This is a genomic window from Flavobacterium sp. HNIBRBA15423 (assembly GCF_052655965.1).
Map to the genome: position 1 here is coordinate 2,969,360 of NZ_CP199751.1, position 24,148 is coordinate 2,993,507.

The window sequence follows — 24,148 nt, forward strand, 5'->3', positions numbered from 1 at the left end:
GAACATGTTAAAAAATTTAGTATTAGCACTTGCTTTATGGTTTTTAGTAGAATGGGCGTATACCGAAAAAATAAAACCCTTCTTAAAATCGGAATTAAATACAGAAATTCCAACAAAAAATACTACTAAAAAAAACTGTAATAATGCGGTTGATAATTCCTTGTCTAAAGACTCACTTGGAAAGCAATCAAAAAGCTTAGTCAAAAATTTATTGCTAAAAGATTCTGTTACTTATGGATTAGATATTTCACACTATCAAGGCGACCTTATTACCACCTTAAATAAAAGAAAAGACTCTCTTTATTTTGTCATTTGTAAAGCTACGGAAGGAACAACCTATATAGACCCAACCTACCAAAGCAACTGCACTATCCTTAAAGAAAAAAAGGTAGTAAGAGGAGCCTATCATTTTTATCTCTGTGAGTTTGACCCTATAGACCAAGCGCAACATTTTTCAAAAATTATCATGGAAAATAATTTTTTAAACATTAGTCATTTACCTCCAGTAATGGATATAGAAAATAGTAGTATGGATACCAATTGTGGTGATTTAAAAACCGCCCAAAATAATATACTGCTTTTTCTAAAGGAAGTAGAAAAAATAACAGGTCGTATTCCTATGATTTATACTAATAAATCTACAGGAGATAAATATTTAAACACTCCAGATTTTGCAAAATATCACTTGTGGATTGCTGCCTATACAAAGGATCTTACTGCTAACAATATTCCTTCTGCATGGGATAATAAATGGATGATATGGCAACGTTCTGATAGTTATTCTTTCCAAGACACCAATTTCGATTTTGATATTTTCAATGGGAACCGATTAGAATTGAGAAAGTTTATTCGAAATACTATTGTGAAAAATAAGACCACCAACTAACTCTTTATTTTTTTATTATGAACAAGCAAGACAGAATCTTACAGAATAAAATCAACACAACTCAAGCTGTTGCTAATACAATTGGGAAAGAAGGAAAAGTGCTATCTGATAATCGACCTATTATACAAAAAAAAGCCAACAACACAGGCTTACCAGATAATTTAAAATCAGGAATAGAAAACCTTTCTGGTCATACTATGGATGATGTAAAAGTACATTACAATTCCGATAAACCCGCCCAACTCAATGCCCATGCTTATGCACAAGGTTCTGAAATACATCTTGCTTCTGGACAAGAAAAACATTTACCTCATGAAGCTTGGCACGTAGTCCAACAAAAACAAGGAAGAGTCAAACCGACTATGCAAATGAAAGGAAAAGTGAATATCAATGACGACAAAGGACTAGAAACCGAAGCTGATATAATGGGAGCGAAAGCTTTGCAGATGAAACCAGAAGATAGTGAAACGAGTTCAACTCAAAGCATTGGTTTTGTTGACAATAGACAAAAAAGCATTAAGCAAAGAAAATTACACGAGAATTTTGTAATTCAAAGAGGTAAAAAAAAGAAAGCTAATGATGAAGGAAATGACAGTGATATAGAAATAGATAGTGAATTGGAGGATAATGACGGAGCAAATAAGAAAGCATTGGCAAGAGGGTTTAAAAGTGGAAGAGTTCCTAAAAAAACATCAAAACAAATGGAAAGAGTTTTAAAACTAAGAAAAAAAATGAGAAAAGATGGAAGAAAATCAGGGAAAAAATATATTATTAAAGCTCATAATTTACAAAAAATATTAGCAGATTTAAATTTAGAATATAGTCCACAAAATACAACTGCCTTAGGAATAGGAGGTTCTGGAAATCAAGTTGTTACTAAAATGGGAGGAGCAAATGCCAACTATTTGGCTAGCGTTTTAAAAGCACAATTAACTATTGAAAAAAAGAAAAGTCCTAAAAACAGCAACATCAATCATGCAGAGAAAGCACTTTCAAGATTAAGAAAGCAAAAATTCAGACGATTGATTATTGACAAAAATAGATGTGATATATGTAAACATGACAAGACTATCACAGACAGTGCTAAAATTGTAAGAGACTAAATAAAACTTAGATCATTAACCTTATAGTTACAAACTACAAAGTGGTTTTGTTCTTAAAAAATAAAAATATTAAACTTAAAAACAATAAATTCATGAATATCTTCACTCACAAAACCCAAGAAAACAAAAGCCAATCAGTAGCAAATATCGTTACTCAAAAAAAGAGTAACAGCAAATCTACTTTTCAATTAGAAGATAATAGATCTAATACAACTACCCAAAGAAAAGCTAATGAAAATAGTAACAACGAAACAACCATACAGCGTGTTGGTGCTCGCTCAAATACATTCCGTCTTGTTGTTAATGGTGTAACCCGAGAAGAGATAGAGGAAGCAATTGATAATATTCCAGGAGGAAATGGAGGTCATGCCCAGTTAAATGGAAACGCTGGATTTGACGTGGTTATTTATGCTATGCATACTTTACCAGTCAGTACTGTAAGAAACTCTTTAAGAAATCAACTTCCCAATGCAATTATTGGTGCAATACAACGATCTGTCGAAAACTAACCAAAGTGTAGTTCTGAAAACGCGGGATAAATTTATGCCTATAAAAAACCTTAAATGCAGCAGGCAATAAACTAAAACCTAAAAAAAAGTATGAATACGCACACTAACATTACGCAAGATAATAAAAATCAATCCATTGCAAATGCTATTTCAAAAAAGCAAGGCAATGCCGTATCTACTTTTCAGTTAGTGGACAACAGACCTAAGCAGATTACACAATTACAAAAAAAAGACTTGACTCCTCCTCCATCCGTGTTTCAGCTCAAAAAACTAGAAGCAGGAAAACTAAATGTAGTTGGCGAACATCATTCTGAAAGTAACCAGAGACGAGAGCAAGAAATCGATTTAGCAGAAAGAGAAGTCGGTGGAAAATATTGGACAGAAGATAAATTTCGAATTAGAGGAACAAAATCATCCAAAGAAGAAGCGGTAAAAGACACTGCCCAAGATCCAAGAATTATTGGTGATGCCTTGTATTTAAGAATAGCAGAAAGCATTCAATATGTTGATGATGCCAAAAATGAGTTTAAAGAAAGCTGGAACGAATGGACTACAAAAAAACTGTCCATCGAACAATTAGCAGGTTTAAAAAGTGAATTGCAAACCTTGTTGGTTACTTGCAAAACCCATACACTTGAAGCAAACAAATTAGCAGTCGCCTATATGAATAATGAGGAATATAAAACCCTCCCAAAATTTGTTACAAACATTATAATACAAATCAATAAACTGCTTCCTGAGACTGTAAAGTTATTTCTTTTATTGGCTGAAATCTGGAAAGCAAAACCACTTGAACAATTAATTTTAGATAAATTCTTAAATTCCTTCAATGTATTTGGTTCTAATATTGACATTCTCAATATGTATGCTGCAAAAATAGGTGGTGCAAGGAGGATGGACACCAGTAAATTAAGATCTTATGAAATGGACAATGCAGCCAGTTTTGCACATGATCGAATAGGCGTTTGGAAAATAGGATTTGATCATGTAAAACACATTGAAGAAGAAATGCAACAAAACGACACTAAAAATTATGTACTCATTAATCGGGACGAATTTAACCATGAATACAAAGAGTTGCCCATTTTAGTTGAAGGTCACATGGTGAAACAAAAAGAATAATAGACACAATGGAACACCACAACAAAATAAATAAAAATAAACAACCTAGTTTGACGCCAAAAACCGTTCAAACTAAAGCAATATACCTTCAAGACAACCGACCTTCGTCCATTTTACAAAAAAAAATCAACAACACAGGCTTACCCAATAACTTAAAATCCGGAATAGAAAATCTTTCTGGTCATGCTATGGATGATGTGAAAGTGCATTACAATTCCAACAAACCTGCACAACTCAATGCCCATGCTTATGCACAGGGAACAGATATACATATTGCATCTGGACAAGAAAAACATTTACCTCATGAAGCTTGGCATGTAGTACAACAAAAACAAGGAAGAGTAAAACCAACATTGCAGATGAAAGGCAAAGTGAATGTAAATGATGAGGATGGTTTGGAAAAAGAGGCGGATGTAATGGGCGAAAAAGCAATCCAGATGGTAGACAATAGAAATAGTGGACTGTTCCCTCTTATTCAACCAGCTAATGAAGTCATAAGTTCAACAACACAACTTGTAGGTAAACAAAAAAATCCGATACAATTACAGTTAAACAGAAGAACAATTATAGATGGTACAAAACCCAAATGGGGAATTGATGAGGGATTTCGTTCGAGTTTATTAGTGGCAATAGATAAATTTAATAAAGAAGAAAAAAGAGGAGATCATTCGAAAGAAAATGTATATAAAAATCTTGAACGACTCGATACAATAGAGCATAAACTATACGCTTGGTTTGATGAAAATAAAACAGATACTTATAATAAGAATAGGAGAGGCTTGTTTCAACTTATTGATGAAGTACAGGAAAATCATAAATATTGGGTAGATGCAAATGTTAATGAAGGTCACAGCATGTGGACAAAAGACAAGATAGATAACAAAGATGAAAAAGACGAGATGGATAGTATTTGGGCGCATATAGTAAATGGTGATGGAGCCTTTAGTATTAAAGACAAAGTACATACCGTTGATGATATGAAAGATCTTCCAGACACGGTATTGAAAAAATTTAAAATAGAAATATTTGCCAGTTTAGCCCGATTATATTCTCGTCCCAAGGGAAGAGCTTTACTTAAAGCATTGAATGATGGGCATGCCGATGGAAAAACAATAGAATTTGTAATGTCGCCTATATATAAAATAATGGGTACTCCTGGATATGCTGAGGCACCTTATGTTGGCGCAAAGGCTTCATCAACTAATGAAGGGGCTGCTACTATAAAATTAAAAGGAGTAAAAAAGAAAAACAAGAAAATTGTTAGAGGCAAAGGTAGTGGTGCTGGTGTTGAAATAGCACCAGGAGTAAAAGATGCAAGTATGGTTGATTTTGATGAGAAAGGAAATCAAATACTATCACCTAACTTTATAGGTGTTGGTCATGAGCTAGTACATGCTGCACATTATGGTGCAGGTACCTACATTGGTATGAAACCAGGTATTGGTGCGCCACACGCAACCGTTCCTGGTGATTATGAAGATGATGTTGAAGAGTTTATGACCATTGCCTCTAAAAATGAAACAAGTAAAGCAAAAGACACAAAAGTAACTTCAACTTTAAATAAACTTTCTGGCGGAAGTCAAAAGCATACTTTTAAACTGAGTAAGTTAGAAGAATTAAATCTAGGCATTCCTACAGAGGCTGAGATTAGAGAAGAGCATGGGTTAACAATAAGACATGGACATACCACAAGTGCTAATCCTGTAAAATACAGAGGTGCGAAAAAAGAAGAGAACCCGGGCATTCATATACAGGATGGAATAAATTGGATAACTCCACATTTAAATAAAATTACTCCTCCACGAGTAAGGACAGTTGTTCCTCGTGTACAAGCACCACAACAAATTGTAGTGAATAGGCCTATATATAGTTTCTTAAAGGCTCTAGGTATTACTGTAGCTATAGGAGGCATAATAGCTACAGGCTTGTTATTAAAATATGGATATCCACTAGAGAAAAATAAAGCAGAGTAATCACAAATAAAATATAAAGTAGTCTAAACCTCAACTCCACTTTAAATGAGGGTGAAGTCGTTAAGTAAAGTCTGTGGTTGTTTAGATACAAATTTTTGTAAGCCTCCCCAAAAGCAGTAAAAACACTATCATTTATACACCATCATCGTAAAATCCCCTTCAACATAATTCTCTTTTACAACAACATTATCTGAAAGTGTTTTACAAAAATCGGTAATGGTTTTAGGGGAATAAGCCATCAAAATTCCATTAGGATTTAGAGTTTTACTTAACAAATTAAACCCTAAAGCAATATTACAATGGGCATATAAATGAGTTATGGCTTTGAAAATAAAATCAGGATTACTATTCTTATAATTTAGGGAACCAGAAACAAGAATATAATCTGTTATTGGTAAATTTCCTTGCATGAAATCGCCTAGATAAAAAGTAGCAGTGGGAACATCTTTGTTTTTTTCGATGGCATTGTCTAAAAAAGTAGCTATCATATCAATACCATGATAGGAAAAATCCTTAAAATGTTGGGATAGATAATAACACAAATCCCCATTACCGCAACCAATGTCTAGAATAGATTTAGTATTCAAATCTCCTATTTGTGCCAAAATTTCAAAACGCTTCAGTTGGTCTTCCTGAGAAAACCAAGCTAAACTTTGTGGGCTTTCCGAACCATATTTTTCAATCTTATCTTCATGAAACTTTTGTATGTATAACTTGTCTAGCATATTTTAAAATTGGTTTGCAAATAAATGTGACCTATCCCAAAATTAGGAAAAAGAATTGTGAACTAGTACGAGTTTCCTTATAACATTTATCTTTCCTTATTAATAAATAATGCAGTCCTTTTTTTAAATTGTCATAATCCTACTGTTCTTGTCTTTGCCCTACTCCATTCTATCTCGTATGCTAAATTTACTTTCTTCAAATTTCTTACCAAATGCAAAAAAATAAACATTCTGACTGGTTTTGACCAGTTTTGACGTGTTTAAAGCAGTTTTCTAAGGGCTTTGTTCGGAGACAGTTCGGAAGCGCTTCGGTCAACTAGCGGTAAACAGTCACTTTTTCGCTACAACTTCCGAACAAAACTGCTACCAAACCCGAAAAAAGAGTGAAAAAGAGAATAGAAAAAAAGAGCAAAGAGCAAAGAGGAAAGAGAAAAGAGCAAAGATGGAAAACAATAAGAATTACCCACCAACTAAAGACTAATCACTAGTCACTAATTACTCATCACCACAACTTCAAAAGTTTATTTTTATTTTTTTAGAGATTATTTTAAAAAATTGGGAGTTGTGCAATAGTTACCGCTGTTGATAGTAGTAATTTTAATCTAATTCCAGTCCGTTATAATGGCCTTTTTCATCATCTATGATTTTATTACATCTCAATTTTTCCGCATCACTTATCAAATTCATTTGTCTTTCAAATTTCATTCCGCCATCTATGTCTGCTTTTAAATGAATTTTGTTGGCTTTCTTTAGAATTTTGAGATTGTATTTGTAATAATCATTATCGTTTGTGCAAATTTGCCTGAATTGAAAATAGTATTTATTGTCGTAGGTTACTAAAAAATCATTTTCACCGTAATCCGTTTTGATTTTACCTGTTCCGTTTCCATCAAACACAACTTGGTCATATTCATTATCGAACATTTCTGCATCATTTTTTCTATTTATTGTATAATAACCTTGATAAACTATTACTTTTTCAGTTTCGAGTTGGTTTTCTGTTTCAACATTAATTGAAGTCAATTCTACCAATTTTATTCTCTCATTAAATTTGAAAAACAAGAAAACTAAAATTGCTAAAATGCATAATATTAATACCCCTCTTTTGGTTTTCTCATTCATAAGTTCTTTTTAAGATTTTCGTTCTGAATTATTACTACCAAAGTTTTGGGACTACATCTGGTTTGGAACTAAACTAAACCCTATTTTCGAATTTGGCAAATCATCCCAAATACAAAACCAAATGCCCTTTAATCCAATTGCCCAAATCTGTTGTAGTAACTGTTATGCACAGTTTTTATTGTACAATTAAATGCTGTTCAAATATTTCGCAAAGTCTTTCTTGCCAGCAAAATCCTGTTGATGATGCATCAAGGACAAACCAACCAAGTCCAACAGAAAGATATAAATGTCTTCTTATTTCAAAAACTTGGTTTAAATCAGTATTTCGCCAATTTTTTAAGGCAATGATGTCTGCCATTGGTAATCTTTCAATTATAAAAGATACTCTCCAAAATTCATCATTAGAAATAAAATCATTACCAAATAAGGCTAACGCTTTGCCTAAGAGTTTGGCCTTAGAACCTGTTTCTAATTTGTCTATTACGGCTATTAGTTTTTCACCAGCTTCTAATTGATATTTATCATCTTCTAATTTATGGATTAGGTTTTCTCTTTTTACACTTGAGATAGTTGATGATTCTTGTAGAAATAGAAGTAATTTATTTAAAAATCTATAATCATTCACAGCTATTCCAGTTTTCCAAATTCCAACTAACGAACCGATAATTGGGAAATCTTTCAAAACACCTTCCTTTAGAACGGAATCTATAGTCACTTCAGCAATATCGCTTCCTATTGTCGGTAAGTTTGAACTTGTCAAAGTTTCTATAAGAGATTTTGAAAGTTCTTTGTTTCTATTTTCTGTCATTTACGTTTTATTGTGTAAAATTGTGCATAACGTTCTGGTACCACAGCGGGTTTGGGACTAAATTAAGCCCTATTTTCGGATTTGCCAAAACTTCCAAATACAAAACCAACTTTCGATTAGGCAAATTGCCCAAATCCGTTATAGTAGCTGTTAGTGGTAGTCTTTTTCATAAGTTTTCTTTTCTCGACTCCAATAATATCAAACTCAAAATAATCTTTAAATTCTGTTATTTCATGAGGTTGTTCGTTTCCAATTCTATCAATTGTAAAACCATCAAGTGTTATAGTTTCTGCAAATAAATCATCAACAATTAAGATACAATTTTCATGAAAGTAAAAAAATGGAAAATCTACAGACATATCAGTGATGTTTCTTTTCAATTTTCTAGTTTTTAAATCGATTATTCCCCATTGATAGACAAACCTGAAAAATAATAGATTAGTATCTTCAATATGGTAAAAATTAAAATCAGTTATTTCGTCAGTATTTTCGTTAAGGAAGAATTTTGTAAATAATTTTGGATTTGAGTTTTCTTCAAACTCGAAATCAACATACGAAATGTTTAGTTTTGATGAATTTTCACAAGGAATTATAATATCAAATTTTTCAGATTCTAAAACAGTATTGCTATTTCTAATAATTAATTTCATTTGCGAAAAGTTGGGTGTAAGGTTACAGCTAACGTCTTGGCACTACAGCAAGTTTGGGACTAAATTAAGTCCTGTTTTCGGATTTGCCAAATCATCCAAAATACAAGACCATCTTTCCATTAAGCCAAATACCCAAATTCGTTGTAATGGCTGTTACCATTAGCTTTTTTTCAGAGCTTTCAATTTATCTAATATTAAATTTTGTCCGACTTCATCACTTCTGTTTTCAAAATGTTTATTTATCCAAAATTCAGCAAAATCAAAATTATTTTTTTTAGCATTTATAAAACCAAGTATATATTCAAATGAAATTATATACCTTCCAATTTCATAAGGTGGATTTTTTATTTCGCTTAATAGACTTGTTATATTTTGTTCAATTGTCTCATTTTCATCAAACCATTTTTTTAGTTTAGGTATATTATTCTCAACAACATTAGTTAAACTTTTTCTGAATTTTTCTTCATTAACAGTACTTATTTTGTCTGGATTTATTGGACTGTTATTTTCATAGCTTTTTTGCCAACCTTGCAATCTTTTATAATAAATGATTTTAGTTGACTTATCAGTTCTATGATATGTCAATTTCTTTTGAGAGGAGATAGTTGGAATAAAATCGTAACAGATTCCAAAAGAGAAAGAACCTCCGAAACCTTTGAAAACATTATATTCTACGACAAATTTAAGTCCATCTTCATTAAAATCGCTAAACCATAAATATTTTCCGTTCCAATTGTTTAGTCCAATTTCAGAAAACTTTGGTGTTGCAATTTCATTTAAAATCTCAAGTCTCTTTTCTAATAAAACTTCGTCTAAATTTTTTATATCGTCATAGATTTCATCAATCGCTTTTCTTCTATCAATTATGTCTTTAATTTTACGAAAAAAGTTCATTTGAATTTCTATTTTTTTTAAATTACTGGTAACGTGTTCATGTATGGAAAGTTGCGTGTTTGTAATCGGAAGCCAGCAAACACGCAACAAACTTTGTATTAGCTAAAACTAGCAATTTTTTATACACGGTGTTAGGCACTTTGCTTATTTTTTCAGAGGTTTTAGTCCGTATTCATACAGTTTAATAGCTGTTCTTGTTGGTTTAAATTGTTGTTCAAACATTGTTCCAATTCCGCAAGCCATAAGTAAAGCTTCTCCCTCAATCGTTTCAGTCATTTTCATTCTGATATTTGAGTTTTTGTCAACAGATTTTTCTAGAAATTTATAACCAGCTGGATTCAGAATACTCAACATAAATGACAACTTAAAGAATTCTTCCCAAGTCAAATTTTCTTCAATATGTGCAGAAAATAAATTCGCTAATATTTTTGATTTTTCTGTGTCGATAAATTTTTCGTTTAGCAATAAAATTGTTTCTAAAACGTGATTTCGATGTTTAGTGTTTTCGTTAAATTTTTCTTTAAATCTTTTTAGTTTTTTTTCATCAATACCTTTTGAATGAAACTCTTCTAGAAAAATCAAGATTTTCTTAACATTATGTCTGTCAACAATTGAAGATGAAATTTTATAAAATGAGACCAAAGATTTGACAATAGGAATTTCGCTTAAAAGACCTTCATTCATTAATGTGTCTAAAGCAAGTTCAGTATAATCTTGAGTTAATTCCGATGTTGTATTGAAGATTTCTTTTTCAATGCTATCAGTTAAATTTTTTTCTCCCAATTTTTGTTGATTTGATGTTTTTCCGCATTGTGCCTAACTAGTATATCCGCTACTTTATAGCGTATATACAACCATTTCTATAGGACTATGCGCTATTTGTTTCGTTTTATTCTTACAAACCTAAACCATTTTTTTCAACCCTGCAATACGTATTTATACGTATTTTTCATGCTTTTTTATCAGTATAAATACTTACAAAAGGTAAAATAGGATTCAAAAAGTGTTTTTCAAGGTGTGTTTTGTTTGTTTTCTTTTTGTAAAAATAAAATGCTTTTTTGGGTTTATTTTACGGGTTTCCGTAAAGGGTGTTTTTTTTGCGGTTTGTGGTTTTGATATTTGTCTCTTTGAGTGAAATATTCAATTAATAAACACAGCAAACGCAAATTAAACAGATTATAATTAATTTTTTTCTCTTTGAGGCTAAATTTAGCACGCAGATTTAGCATGTTTTAAAGTTGTACGAACTTGTAGCACTATAGGATTAGTGTATTTTTGCAGCCTTTAAAATGAGATTCTTTCAAGATGAATAACATATCTATTGGTCTTTAGAATTTTTTTACAATAACTGATTTTGCCATCTTTACTATTTAATTTTATTTAATAATTGACCCGTTTGACCTTGTTTTCCTCCTAATTTATACAGTTCAATTAAAACTTGTTCAACGGCTCTTGCATCAGTTTTACTCAAACCTTCTAATATTTTTTTTCTATATATATACCTTTTGTTCTTAAATGTGTAGTTTATCTAATTGCAAACTGACTAGTTATTCCTACATATCTTATAGTATTTCAGTACACTTTTATTCTTCTCTTTTTCTTATAATTTTTTTGATAAAGGTTATAAGAGTAATTAACACAATAACAATTATTGATATGAATTTTGATAAGGTAAAATAATTCAATACATAATATGTAGCTCCTTGATTATATACTACTCTTCTTTCTTTTAGTAAATAACCAATAATTAAAATTATTGCAATTATAATTAAGGAATATAATAAAGTTTTTATTAGTTTGTTCATAGTGTTAAATCATCAATAAAAAAAGCATTAAAAAAAGTATAATTTCCAATTTCAATATCTGTATAACTAATTTCTGGTATCGTCTTATTAATCAAATAGTTTGGAAATGTATTTGTTTGAGTTTCTACCATCCTGATTTACGAAGTATTTCTGGGTTATTCATTACTAACAAATATTAATTAATATAGTAGCAAAAAGTAAGCTTTAACTTCTTTTGACAAAATTTATGCTTAATTTAGGATTATGATTTTCTTTGCAGAATATTAACAAAACCACAATAGATGTGGTTTTGTTGTGACTTTTTATCTTTAAAATAATACAAAAGTACTTAATTTTATATAATTTTATTTTTTAGACTTCCATTGATTACCAGCGTTTATATAAATTGCTTGGTTTTCTTTAATCCATTCTATTGCATTTTTTGAATATAACACCGATTTATCTTCTTCAAATCTTTTTAAAAATTCTTTTTTAAAATCTTTTATCAACTTATTGCTCCATTCAATAAACACAGTGTCTTTAGTAATCAAATAATCATTACCATAATAATCCGTTATTACATATAACCTTGCTCTTTGTAATAATGTTTCATCATACGGATAAAAACCACCTAAAGTAAATTCTACAAAATTACTTTTAAAAACATCAAAGTAACTCATTTCTCCTTTTTCTATTATATGAATTTCATTTTCAAACTTATCTGAACTCAGATAGACTTGAAAGATTTCTTCTTCCTGATTTGGAAGTTTATAAATAGGATTCTTTTTTTTAATTATATAATTATTAACATAAATAGAACACTGATTTTTTTTTAAAAAATCGTTAATTAAATTAAAATCTTTTGGAACAATATAAAAATTTATTTGCTTTGATTTCATTTCATATATTATTTATTCATTATAAGGCACAAAATCAGGTCTATTTCCTGTAGTAGCTTCTATATCATCTAATGCTTTTCTTTCTCTTGAAACTGGGTCACCTCTTTTTTTGTTCTTTCTACCAACTTGAACATCTTTTGTTTTACCTGTTTTAGAATTTGTACCTCTTGCATCGATAAATCTTTTTCCTTTACTACCATTAGGAGTTTTAACCATAACCTCTGTCTCTATAAGATCAAAACCTTCTTCTTTAAGCTTTTCAATACTTTCTGTTACTTTTTCTTGATGTGCTTTACCACCTTTTTTTCCAAAAGGATTTGGTATCTTTTTTATAGCCTCTCCAATACCCTCCTTAAGAAGTTTTTTACCTGCAACTGCAAAAGCACCTACACCACTTGCTAAGTCATATGCTTGATAAATATCATGCGCAATTAACATACCGTCTGTAGCATCAACATTAAAAACCCCTTTACCTGGCTCAAAAAATGGATCATATGTTACCATATTTCCAGCATTACCATTACCATCTACATACTCATTGTTATCATTAAAATTTCTATCTATATTAGAGAGATTATCAGTAACATAGACTTCCATTATCATTTTTTTACCATTAACTTCATAATGGTAAACTTGTACAGGTTCATTATTAACAACATCAACGGCTTTATTTGAAGGTGTTCCTTCAAGTCCTTCTATTTCAATTTTCCATACGGGGTTATTATGAGCAAATTGATAATTTGTTAAAGTGAAATATTCTTCCGAAATAGGGTCAATTCCCATAAATCTACCTATTGCGTAATCGTAATTTCTATGTCTAAATGTATCCCAATTTAGTCCTAGCTCATTTTGACGTTCTTGCCCAAGAAACTTAAAAAAATAATTTGGTAAAACACTAGGAGCCTGTTTTTTAAGTGTAATGCTTCCACTTGTTCCTTTTGTGTATAGTAGTAAATCACTGTTGTAATTGGTGTGTTTTAATCCAAAAGGGTAATAATGATTTTCCTCTATTGTTTTTAATGTTCCATTGGAAGGGTCAACTCCATAACTTAAACGAATGTTTCCTAAATGGTCGGTATAATTAAATACATAGTTAAAATTACTTACTCCTTGTGAATCTATAACATTTACATAGCCTTCGGGATGGGAGAAAAATTGTAACACATTATTTTTGTACTGAAACCCACCAGCTAAATAGTCTGTTTTATTTACTATACTTGCTTCTGTTACTATTTTTGAAACTTTTTGTCCTGTTGCATTGTAAAGGTATTCAATTGTATTTGTTCCAACAAGTATTTTTGTTGGCAAGTTTAAATGGTTGTATTCTATATTTGTAATGCCTTTATTTTCGTCTTTTGTCATATTCCCATTGGCATCATACAAATAATCATTATTTATATCATTAGGATTATTGCTGTCTGTATCATCTTTAAATCCTTGTGGTGAAATGGAATTGTCTACTACTTTTAATAACTGGTTTTTAATGTTAGTATCATAAGTATAAATCAGATTGTCAATTTCATTTACTAGCTGACTTCCGTCTGTATCTCTATCTCCGTTTCTTAATAAACTTTGTATGTTACCGTTTTTATCATAAGTAAGTTGTTCTAAATAAGAATTGAAATTGGTGTTTCCTGCCTTTACATAATCAGCTTTTAAAAGTCTGTTTAAATTATCGTATGAATATTCGTATTTTCTTTTAATATTATCACTTGAAGTGTTCCAAAAGGTTTCTGAAATGTTTCCGTTGTATAAGGCTGTGGCATTTTCAGGGTCGTTATAATTTATTTTAAATGAAAATAAATCGTTTCCTATATTGTTGACATCGTTTATGTTTTTAAGCCAACCTCTTACATTGTAACTGTAATCTACGGTTTGTAATCCAGAAGCTCCTGTTACATCTGTTCCTCCAATGTTTTTACTAATTAATTGCCCTAGTTCGTCATAATTATTTTTTGCAATTAATTGTTCGGTTCCTCCATTAATTTGTTGTTTGTGTAAGTTTAAACGGTCTTGGTCGGTATATTCAAAGATGTCTTTAACTGTTAGTACTGTTGAATTTGTATTGTATTTATGTGTAGTTATAGTATATTCTGTTTTTCCTATCCAATCTAGTTTGCTGTCTACTTGGGTATAACCTCCTAAATGGTTACTGGTATAGGTTCTTACTGGTCTGTAACGGTCGTCATATAGGGTATATGATAATTCAAATGCGTTTGGGTTGCTTGCATCTAGTACTTTTGTCCATGTACCTGTTGGTGTTCGCATTCCTTTTAGATTGGTAGTTGTATTTTGCCCTTCAATTTGTGCTGGAACTTGTGGAGCATTTGGAAAACTATAATTATCGTAATAACTCTTAGTCAAAATATCATTGGCACTTAAAACAAATGGATTGTTTCCAGCGGTAACACTACTTTGGTGGGTTGCTCTATCACTTGCTGTTGCTGGCATTTGTTTCCATCCTGTTTGGATAACTCTTCCAAATACATCATATTGGTTAATTAGCCAACCTGTCGCTGTGCCTCCATAAGGGGAAAATGCTGGTCCTGTGGCTACTGGTCTATCTAGTTTGTCATAGATGATAAATTCCCATTGTTTGCCTGGTAGTTTCTTTTCTACTAGACGATTTCTGTAATCATATTTGTATTGGTAACCTAAATTATCAAGATTAGCTTGTGTTCCAACTCCTTCTGCTAAAGGTGGCAAAACGTAAGTTAAATTTCCATATATATCATACACATAGTAAGTGTCGTAGGCTTCTGTATTGCCTTTGTGATTAACATTATAGGTTCTTTTTAGAACTATTTTTCCTTCTTTGTCTTTGAATTCTTCGGTGGTGTTGTTTAGTCCTGATGTCCAGTTTTCGTCTTTGGTAATGGTTTTGTAGAGTTGACTTGGGTTGTAGTATGGTTGCGGACTGCTGATTGCAATATCATACAATTGTGTAGTAGCATCCCAAGTGGTGGTTGCTTTGAATAATTTTACTTCATTTTCCTCATTGGTTTGATAATCAAATTTTATTTCTTTTCCACTGCCCATTGCCCACGCATCTCCTGGTGCTGCTTGCTTGAATACTCGGCTTAGTGGTGATGCTTCTAGTTCTTTTTCGCTATAAGGATTGGTTGTACCTCCGTTATGAGTGCTGTAAAAACTACTTAGTTGAGTGGCTACTGTTGCTGGATTGGTATAATCTAAAGATGGGGTTTGATTGGCATAAGGTAAATAGTCTTTGGTTTGTCTACCAAAACTATCGTATTCTATATGGGTTACTATATCCTTACCAGAATTGGATTGTTTGTGTGCTATTTGTTGAATTGGACGACCTAATCCATCAAAGTAGGTTATGTGTATAATAGCATTAGCAGGATTTGTAACATCTATATTTCCTGATGTGGTTGGTTTTTTATAGGTTATGGTTTTTATGTAATTCTGGTCAGGACTTTGGGAAAATAATACAATTGGAGTTAGGATTAATAGAAGTAGTAATTTTCTCATTTTTCTAATCGCTATTTTGTTTGTTTTTATTAGTTCTGCAAATTTAAACTAAGCTTTTTATACTCACAATACGTATTTATACGTATTTTTTAGTGCGTATTTATACTGATAAGATTATTTTCTTGTACGTATTTTTACGTATAAAGAAACAAAAATCATATACGTATAAATACGTACTCACTTTTAAAAATCCAGTAAAATAAAGCCTTAACAGGCTTTTTGTTATTTAATAGGTGTTCTAATAATAAAAGCTGTTTTTTATATTGTCAAGGACGGGTCATTAGTCATTTTAGAACGAGTCAAAGTAATGTTTATAACGTATATATAGCGTGTATATAGCGTCTTTATAACGTATATAATAGGAATTATTAGTAATTGAAAAGTATGTTAAAGAGCAAAGTACTTTCATTACAAAGTCAAACACTACTATGCTTAATTTTGGTAAACCTCATCCCAACCAAACTTTTGTTGTGGTTATTTTTGAAAAAGATTTGGTTAATTTTAGCTATAAACCTCATGAATATCTAAAAGATAAAACCGTTTGTATTATAGGTACAGTCAAAATATACAAAGGAATGGCTGAATTTATAGTAAAAGAAGAAAACGAGATTGTTATTCAGTAGTTCGTTCTGAAAGAATATAACAACTTGATTTTTAATCCATTGATGTAAAATTAAAATAATATAGTGTTTCAAATGAAATCCTTTCAGGAGGACAAGCTTGGGGAAGTGGTTTGAATATAAAAAGTATCTAGTTTTAATGAAGTGTTCAGCTATTACTTATGGCTAAATAGTATGCCAATTTTCTGAAATCAAACTCCCTACTTCTAATTTTTATTTTCTATGTGACCTCGGCAGGGTTCGAACCTGCAACCAACGGAGCCGAAATCCGTCATTCTATCCAGTTGAACTACGAGGCCTTATAATGCGATCGCAAAAATACCAATTTATCTATAGCAATGCTACTATAATTTTAAAATGTATTCTTTTTACTGTAAGATTTTTTTAATCTACCAAACCACCAGTTCGTTTTCTACCGCATAACGTACTAAGCCCACTACGTTTTTTGATCCTGTTTTACAAAACATACTGCTGCGATGTGTTTCTATTGTACTTATACTGATAAATAATTTTTCGGAAATCTCTTTATTAGAATATTCTTTACAGATTAAATCTAATATTTCAATCTCTCTTGTTGTTAAATTAATGTTGTGTTTATTGACCGACTTATTCTTTAAGATTTCTATCATAATAGAGGTAATTTCACTGCTATAATAGGTACCTCCATTAATAATTTTGTTTATGGCCTTCCATAATTCTTTTTTACCTGAAATCTTCAATATAAAACCTTCTGATTCAGCGTTTAAAATACTTTTTACATCTCTCCTGTCGCAATTCATGCTTAAAACAAGTATAGGGATTTGAGGTTTCTCTTTTTTTATTTTAAGTATTAAATCTACACCATTAATATCTGGCAGGTTTAAATCGGTTATTATAAAATCGACTGTGTTATTTGAGATAATTTCTAAAGCTTCCTTCCCTTTTGTTACTGAAGGCAAGAGTTCCAATTCTTCATAAGACTGTAAAATGGACTCTAGCCCATCTAAAAACAACATATGGTCATCTACTAATAAGGTTTTTAGCTTTCTTGGCTGCATCGTTTTAGATAATATCATATCCTAAAAAAATAAAAGATTAATTAAAAAAATAGCAGTAATTACCCAAGAAAACTGTAGTATCCTTTAATTGCTGAATTTTTTCCATTCTGCATTAAACGACCTCTCAAATGTACTAAATATAATCTTAAATACTTACTGATTTTTTTTACATTTTATAAAGAAAGAACACTTCTTCAACCTCGCAATAAAATAGCTTCAAATAATTTAAAAACCATTTTTGATTGCAATAACCAAACTGTATCATGGAATACCACGAGATAAAATCATGGTTTAATACTATTTTATTTGTTAGTATATAATTTGAATTTTACAAGAACAAATTAAAAACATTCAAACAAATGAAAAACTTATTTTTAAACAAGCTCAACTTAGTATTGGCTTTAGTCGCATTAACTTTTGCGAGTTGTGAAAAAGAAAGTGTGGAAATTGATTCAGCTCAAGATCAAACTGCACAATCAATCGAAAATTTTAGAGCAATCTTGCTGACTCCTACTTCTCAAGAACTTCCAGAGGCTGTAAAAGAACAACTTAACAGCAGCAAGGCAAACCTATTGACCTACACAGACAACAGTATCGAAATTTTAGGGGTTACTGTTTTAGGAACAGTTAAAACAACGGAAGCATTAAATTTATCAAAAGAACTATTAAGCAGTAAAGAGAGCATAGCTGCGCTTGGAGATATAACCGAACCTGCATCTATAGTAAGCGGACAATTAAAAGACCTCTACTCAGGCAATGAATTACTGGAGATACAAAAAAGTATCACTGAGGTTGCTACCAGTGAATTAAAACTAGAGGATCAAGTCATGGAAATTAGTTGGCAAATTAACAACAAACAATACAAATCTTTCTGTTTTTACAGAGCAAATGGAATTGTTTGGGACAATATCATAGGAGGATTAGTAATTATGGGGAAACAACAAATTGAAGAGAATGTTGAAAATGATTCACAAGGAAGAGCGGCTTCTAAATGGAGAAGTCTTACTTGGACAGCAAATTGGCTTTGGGGATCAAAAAGAGGTACAATGGGTGCTAAAATTACAATATATTACTCAGGATCAACAGTTAGCAACACCGATAGAAGTGATTGGGGAACTATTACTTTAGGAAAAGCAAAAAGTGAAAGCAAAATCATAAAAAATAGTGGCTCATATGGAAAAATCCAATATGCATTAGGACTTTGTACACCTGTAGGTTCTTTGAGTTTTAACAGCAGTAATTTTACTGTTAGCTTCTCAGGACTTGGCAGTAATATGGTAGCTAATGGCACTATGTCCCTTTACCCATAAATCCATTTATTACATTAAAAAGGTTGTCAAGTGTTTTTTACATTTGACAACCTTTTTTTTGATGACTACTAGACTTTTCGGCAGAATTTCATCGTAGCCAAAAAAAATATTCTTTTACTCTTTTTGGTTTTTTTCAAAATGTTCTAGGTCCAGAGTTCATAGTAAAAGTAACTTTAGAATCAGATTATAAAATTCTTGCTGGCAACTGACTCAATAAGTTACCTAAGAGTCAATTGTTTTTTTGACAGTATTACATTAAGGCCGCTATTTGCACATAAAACCAGAGGAATATCAACAAAATATATCATAAACACAAAGCTGTTTTTAAAATATTTATTGTTTTTGTTTTAAAAAAAGCTATATATTTATACAGTTTCATATCCTCCACTCAAACTGGATTATCTGTTTAAAAAATATAATTCTGTAAGAAAATAAAAGGATATTTTAATTTAAATTGGGATAAGCTAAAAATCATAAAAATTAAACAAGAGCGAGACTTAATTCTAAATTAGAACCCTATTTTTTTTGAGAAAAATAAATTTGAAGCTACGAGTAGGAAAATATTGCACCATTACCACCATTAGACTTTATTTTACCTAACTCAGAAGCATATGAAAAATTTTATTTTTTTCTCTTGTATACTTTCTTGTTTCCTAATTTATTCTCAAGATAACATAGATAAAAATATTTTCTACAAAAAAATAGATACTCTAACTATAGCATTACAACAAAACAACATTAGTAAAGCTAATGGGATTAGTAAAGAAATTCAAAAAAACATAGTTTTATTTGATACAACTACTAAATTAGATATTTTGTATAAGTTGAGTTTGTCTTATATTCATTTTGGTTTTAACGATGAGGCAAAAAACATAGTATTAAAAGCTATCCCTGACATAAAGCGTTCTAACAACAACGAGTTAAATGGTAAACTTTACAAACAATTATGCTATATCGGTATAATTGAATATGATATTCCATCTGCAACTAAATACTATGAGCTTTCAAAAAAACACTTCGGTAAAACCACAAATTCCAATTTACAATTTAATCTGGATTTGCTTATTTACAAGATGTATTTGTACCTTAAAAAATACGATACTGCCATACAGATTTCAAATGCTTGTTATTTAAAAAGCCTGCAATTAAAAGACAGCACAAAATCCATCAATGCTTTGGCTGCCTTGATTGATTGCTACAAAGCCACAAAAGATTATAAAAATGTTTTAACTTATTCCAGAAAAGGAGTTGAAATTAGTGCTACCAATTACATTAATTCGCATTCCTATTTTTTGGAAGAGCAGGCTAGTGTTTACATTAACCTTAAGCAATATGATTCGGCAAAATTATTTTTCAAAAAAGCCTATAATGCCGTATCAAAAGACACCACTTTGTTTCATGATTTCAAAGCATGGCGTGTAAATAAAATAGGAGCCGAATTATATGCTATAGTAAAGGATAAAGAGAAGTCCCTAAAATATCTGGGACAAAGTGATCAGTATAAGTTTGAAAACAATTTAAAAGAGAAAAGCGAATATCTTTTTTTTAAAGCAGGAATTTATGAAAAATTAGATGATCTCGATTTAGCATTAGCAAACTTAAAATTATACCTAAATTTAAAAGAAGAAATAGATAAAAAAGAGGCTCAGAAATATTTAATAAAATATGCTTCTCTACATGAAAGCATAGAAAAAGAAAAAAAAATCAACTCCCTTACAAAAGAAAACCATGAAAAAGAGGTCTTGATATATACAAGCGACTTAAAAAGAAAGTTTGTTTTATTCTATTTTTCGATGGTATTTATATTTACTCTTTTATCTTTATTCATTTGGTATAATTTTAAAACAAAAAAAATGATAAGCAAGTCCGAAAATCTAAGGTTTCAATCGATTATAGAAGCTCAGGAAAAAGAACGAATTAGAATTGCAAAAGATTTGCATGATGGCTTAGGCCAAAACATTTGTGCCATAAAAATGATTTGTTCGAACAGTTTGGATCTGGAAGATAAATCTAACTTAAAATTATTAAATATTATTGATGAAACTTATGAAGAAATCCGTAATATTTCCCATAACATGATGCCTAACATTCTATTAAACAAAGGATTAATTCCTGCCATACAAGAAATGGTTGCCAATATAAACGATAGCAGCACTATTCAATTTGATTTTGAATATGATTTTCCAAATAAGATAGAAGAGAGTGTTTCTATTTCTATTTATCGCATCCTTCAGGAATCGATTTCAAATATAATTAAACATTCACAGGCAAGTACTGTAAAAATAAAATTAGGTATAGAGAAAAAGAACCATGTCTTGGTAATAAAAGATGACGGAATAGGATCTAAAGATTTGTGTATGGCTACTCTTATCAATACCTCTGAGAATAAATCTCAAAAATTAGGTATAGGCTTAAAGAATATTCTGTCTAGGACAACAATGATTAAAGGGAGTATCTATATAGATAGCAGCCCTAAACAAGGAACTTCATTGAAAATCTTTTTTTAAAAAATTTTCAATGAAGTATGAAATATTACATTTAAAAAGTCTTTACTGACTTGTAATTCTATTATACTAATAATTTCTTTACAATACCAGAAATTACTTTTCCTTCTGCTTGTCCTCCTATTTGTGCAGAGGCTAGTCCCATTACTTTTCCCATAGATGCAATTCCGTTTGCTCCTGTTTCTGAAATAATTTTTGCTATTATAGCTTCAATTTCTTCTTCTGATAATTGTATTGGCAGGAATTTTTCAATTACTGCAATTTGTGCCAATTCTGGTTCAGCTAAATCAGCACGTCCTTGTGTGGTGTAAATTTCTGCGCTGTCTTTACGCATTTTTACCAAACGTTGTAGTATTTTTATTTCGTCTGCTTCTGATAATCCATCTGCTGCTCCTGCTTCTGTTTTGGCTAATATAATAGCTGCTTTAATTGCTCTTAAGGCTTCTAAGGCTACTGTATCTTTTGCTTTCATGGCTTCTTTCATGTTGTCCATGATTTTTGCTTCTAAACTCATATTTTCTAATTATTTATTTTTTGTTTTTAAATCGTTTTTTGTTTTACCCCAGATAGCAGTGGCATCCTTTTATAATCTTACAGATTTTTTCAAATCTGTAAGATTATAAAAGATAGAACGGATAGCTGGAAATAGGTCCAAAAAAACCTTGTGCAAAAATAGTAAAAAAAATCCCGAAAATTTTACTTTCCGGGACTTAAGGTTAGGTTAGTTTAAGCAGATTTTAATCCACATTATCATGTAAGAATGAATTATTTGATCGCAATTGTAAATCATCATTACTATCTGTTCCTAAAGTCATCCTTGATTTTGAGTTTGTTTCGCTTGGAGCTGATGTAACATCGATACCCATTCTTTTATAAGCTGGCTCTTTTTCTATTTCGTCTATATAAGTGGTATTGTTATTAAACTTATAATTGAATTCTTTCATTTTGCGTTTGCGTTCATCTGAGCGTGCTTTTAGTGTTTCTTCAATGGTCATTTCAAATGGTGACTCATTATCTAAGTTAGCAGCGCTTTCAAGTGATGGTTGTTCTGTTTTTTTAACTGCAAAGTTTAATTCTTCATCTACTGGTTCGTTTACTTCTTCTACTGGTTTAGAGGATAATAACTCATCTTCTTTTTGCAAATAGTCTTCTAAAGAATACTTAATTACTCCGTTTTTATTTACTTCTGTAACTGGCACTAAATTAATATGTTCCTTTACTTCTATTTGTTTAGTTTCCTCTGTTAATTCGAATGTCTTTTTAGATTCTTCTATTGTTTCATTGGCAAATAAATCTAAAGAAAAAGAAAACTTGTCTTCTTTTACCACAAATTCTGGATCAACTACTTCGATGTTTTTTATTTGTGGTGTAATAATTTCAAAAACAGGTGTTACCATCGTTTCTTTTGGAGCAATTACTTCAAAAGTAACATCTAGATTTTTAATTAATTCGGTAGTAGGAATTAAATCCATTGTTGGAGTTACGTTCTGAATTTCAAATTGAACTTCTTTTTCTTCTACTTCTTCTAAATTAAAGACAACTTTTTCTGTTGGTTTTACTTCTGCTACTGTATTTTTTTCTTCTTTAGGAACATTAGTTTCAAAAACAGGGTCATTAACAACCATATTAGCTATGGTTTTGCTTGTTAAATCATGCACTATTTTTTGATCGTCTTCTAACGAATGTATAATTTTCTTAGGTTCTGAATTAACAATTTCTTCTTGCTGCTCTATATTAAAGCCAGTTGCTATAATAGTAACTGCAACTGCATCGCCTAATGTTTCATCCTCACCAACACCCATAATGATGTTTGCATTGAAACCTGCTTCTGTTTGAATGAAGTCGTTTACTTCTCCTATTTCGTCGATAGTAATCTCTGATGTTCCAGAAACGATTAACAATAGTACATTTTTTGCACCTGTTATTTTGTTATCATTTAATAATGGTGAATCTAAAGCACTCATGATAGCTACTTTTGCTCTGTCTTCTCCAGAAGCAGTTGCTGAACCCATAATAGCAGTTCCACTATCGGCTAATACTGTTTTAGCGTCTTTTAAATCGATATTTTGAGTATAATGATGCGTAATTACTTCTGCAATTCCTCTTGCTGCTGTAGCTAATACTTCATCGGCCTTAGAGAATCCTGCTTTAAAGCCAAGATTTCCATATACTTCTCTTAATTTATTGTTGTTAATTACAATTAAAGAATCTACTTGTTTGCGTAATCTTTCAACACCAAGCATAGCTTGCTCGGAACGTACTTTACCTTCAAATTGAAAAGGAATAGTAACAATTCCTACTGTTAAAATATCTCTTTCTTTTGCCAACTGTGCAATTACAGGAGCAGCACCAGTACCAGTACCTCCACCCATTCCAGCAGTTATGAAAAGCATTTTTGTATTTGTATCAAGCATTTTTTCAATATCCATAATACTTTCCAATGCCGATTGTTGTCCTACTTCAGGATTTGCTCCTGCTCCAAGACCTTCGGTCAGACTTACACCTAACTGAATTTTATTTGGCACACCACTATTTTCTAGGGCTTGTGAATCGGTATTACAAACAATAAAATCTACTCCTTTTATTCCTTGTTTAAACATGTGGTTGATGGCATTACTACCTCCTCCTCCTACTCCAATAACTTTGATAACGTTGGATTGGTTTTTCGGTAAATCGAATGAAATGCTTTTGAAATCTTCCATAATAG

21 protein-coding genes and 1 tRNA gene are annotated in these 24,148 nt (G+C 31.0%); 8 read left to right on the forward strand and 14 right to left on the reverse strand.

The annotated features are described in order from the left end of the window. Positions 1–4: 4 nt before the first annotated feature. The 5 genes from ACULEV_RS13395 (at position 5) to ACULEV_RS13415 (ending at position 5,593) form a co-directional block, all read left to right on the forward strand. Positions 5–886 (forward strand): glycoside hydrolase family 25 protein, encoded by an 882-nt coding sequence (locus tag ACULEV_RS13395; protein ID WP_445455553.1) that lies wholly within the window; start codon positions 5–7, stop codon positions 884–886. Positions 887–903: 17 nt separating this feature from the next. Beyond that, a complete protein-coding gene (locus ACULEV_RS13400; RefSeq protein ID WP_445455554.1) occupies positions 904–1,989 on the forward strand; it encodes an eCIS core domain-containing protein in 1,086 nt (361 codons plus the stop codon). Between the two features lie 92 nt (positions 1,990–2,081). After that, positions 2,082–2,498, forward strand: coding sequence for a hypothetical protein (locus ACULEV_RS13405; RefSeq protein WP_445455555.1), 417 nt, complete (start codon positions 2,082–2,084; stop codon positions 2,496–2,498). Positions 2,499–2,588: 90 nt separating this feature from the next. After that, positions 2,589–3,620 carry a hypothetical protein gene (locus ACULEV_RS13410; protein ID WP_445455556.1) on the forward strand — a complete coding sequence of 344 codons (1,032 nt, stop codon included), beginning with the start codon at positions 2,589–2,591 and terminating at the stop codon, positions 3,618–3,620. Positions 3,621–3,628: 8 nt separating this feature from the next. Next, the gene (locus tag ACULEV_RS13415; RefSeq protein WP_445455557.1) at positions 3,629–5,593 is read left to right on the forward strand and encodes an eCIS core domain-containing protein; all 1,965 of its coding nucleotides are present in this window, start codon (positions 3,629–3,631) and stop codon (positions 5,591–5,593) included. Positions 5,594–5,721: 128 nt separating this feature from the next. Here ACULEV_RS13415 and ACULEV_RS13420 read toward each other — a convergent pair whose 3' ends face one another. From ACULEV_RS13420 to ACULEV_RS13465, 10 genes are all read right to left on the reverse strand, one after another. Next, a complete protein-coding gene (locus ACULEV_RS13420; protein WP_445455558.1) occupies positions 5,722–6,318 on the reverse strand; it encodes a class I SAM-dependent methyltransferase in 597 nt (198 codons plus the stop codon). Between the two features lie 597 nt (positions 6,319–6,915). Next, positions 6,916–7,440, reverse strand: coding sequence for a hypothetical protein (locus tag ACULEV_RS13425; RefSeq protein ID WP_445455559.1), 525 nt, complete (start codon positions 7,438–7,440; stop codon positions 6,916–6,918). Between the two features lie 175 nt (positions 7,441–7,615). Next, the gene (locus ACULEV_RS13430; protein ID WP_445455560.1) at positions 7,616–8,248 is read right to left on the reverse strand and encodes a hypothetical protein; all 633 of its coding nucleotides are present in this window, start codon (positions 8,246–8,248) and stop codon (positions 7,616–7,618) included. A 116-nt stretch (positions 8,249–8,364) separates the two neighbouring features. After that, complete coding sequence (locus ACULEV_RS13435) at positions 8,365–8,898, reverse strand: hypothetical protein (RefSeq protein WP_445455561.1); 534 nt, start codon at positions 8,896–8,898, stop codon at positions 8,365–8,367. A gap of 159 nt (positions 8,899–9,057) precedes the next feature. Beyond that, positions 9,058–9,792: a hypothetical protein gene (locus ACULEV_RS13440; protein WP_445455562.1), complete on the reverse strand. Its 735-nt coding sequence runs from the start codon at positions 9,790–9,792 to the stop codon at positions 9,058–9,060. 144 nt (positions 9,793–9,936) lie between these two features. Beyond that, positions 9,937–10,575, reverse strand: a complete 639-nt coding sequence (locus ACULEV_RS13445; RefSeq protein ID WP_445455563.1) for a hypothetical protein — start codon at positions 10,573–10,575, stop codon at positions 9,937–9,939. A gap of 800 nt (positions 10,576–11,375) precedes the next feature. Continuing rightward, positions 11,376–11,597, reverse strand: a complete 222-nt coding sequence (locus ACULEV_RS13450; RefSeq protein ID WP_445455564.1) for a hypothetical protein — start codon at positions 11,595–11,597, stop codon at positions 11,376–11,378. Beyond that, positions 11,594–11,728, reverse strand: coding sequence for a hypothetical protein (locus ACULEV_RS13455; protein ID WP_445455565.1), 135 nt, complete (start codon positions 11,726–11,728; stop codon positions 11,594–11,596). The genes ACULEV_RS13450 and ACULEV_RS13455 overlap by 4 nt, the downstream gene beginning before the upstream one ends. A 213-nt stretch (positions 11,729–11,941) precedes the next feature. Beyond that, the gene (locus ACULEV_RS13460) at positions 11,942–12,475 is read right to left on the reverse strand and encodes a hypothetical protein (RefSeq protein ID WP_445455566.1); all 534 of its coding nucleotides are present in this window, start codon (positions 12,473–12,475) and stop codon (positions 11,942–11,944) included. A 12-nt stretch (positions 12,476–12,487) separates the two neighbouring features. Further along, complete coding sequence (locus ACULEV_RS13465) at positions 12,488–15,970, reverse strand: DUF6443 domain-containing protein (RefSeq protein ID WP_445455567.1); 3,483 nt, start codon at positions 15,968–15,970, stop codon at positions 12,488–12,490. Between the two features lie 428 nt (positions 15,971–16,398). Between ACULEV_RS13465 and ACULEV_RS13470 the strand changes: the two genes are divergently transcribed. Next, entirely contained in the window at positions 16,399–16,593 is a 195-nt protein-coding gene (locus ACULEV_RS13470) for a hypothetical protein (protein ID WP_445455568.1), read from the forward strand. A gap of 222 nt (positions 16,594–16,815) precedes the next feature. On the opposite strand, the gene ACULEV_RS13475 is transcribed toward ACULEV_RS13470, so the two are convergent. Next, positions 16,816–16,889: transfer RNA gene (locus ACULEV_RS13475), tRNA-Arg, on the reverse strand. A 90-nt stretch (positions 16,890–16,979) separates the two neighbouring features. After that, complete coding sequence (locus ACULEV_RS13480) at positions 16,980–17,627, reverse strand: response regulator (RefSeq protein ID WP_445455569.1); 648 nt, start codon at positions 17,625–17,627, stop codon at positions 16,980–16,982. 359 nt (positions 17,628–17,986) lie between these two features. On the opposite strand from ACULEV_RS13480, the gene ACULEV_RS13485 reads away from it, so the two are divergent. Both ACULEV_RS13485 and ACULEV_RS13490 read left to right on the forward strand, forming a co-directional pair. Then, positions 17,987–18,937, forward strand: coding sequence for a hypothetical protein (locus tag ACULEV_RS13485; RefSeq protein WP_445455570.1), 951 nt, complete (start codon positions 17,987–17,989; stop codon positions 18,935–18,937). A 611-nt stretch (positions 18,938–19,548) separates the two neighbouring features. Next, positions 19,549–21,444, forward strand: coding sequence for a tetratricopeptide repeat-containing sensor histidine kinase (locus ACULEV_RS13490; RefSeq protein ID WP_445455571.1), 1,896 nt, complete (start codon positions 19,549–19,551; stop codon positions 21,442–21,444). Positions 21,445–21,505: 61 nt separating this feature from the next. Here ACULEV_RS13490 and ACULEV_RS13495 read toward each other — a convergent pair whose 3' ends face one another. Both ACULEV_RS13495 and ftsZ read right to left on the reverse strand, forming a co-directional pair. Further along, positions 21,506–21,955: a GatB/YqeY domain-containing protein gene (locus ACULEV_RS13495; protein ID WP_445455572.1), complete on the reverse strand. Its 450-nt coding sequence runs from the start codon at positions 21,953–21,955 to the stop codon at positions 21,506–21,508. Between the two features lie 223 nt (positions 21,956–22,178). Continuing rightward, positions 22,179–24,143 carry a cell division protein FtsZ gene (gene ftsZ, locus ACULEV_RS13500; protein WP_445455573.1) on the reverse strand — a complete coding sequence of 655 codons (1,965 nt, stop codon included), beginning with the start codon at positions 24,141–24,143 and terminating at the stop codon, positions 22,179–22,181. Between the last annotated feature and the right edge of the window lie 5 nt (positions 24,144–24,148).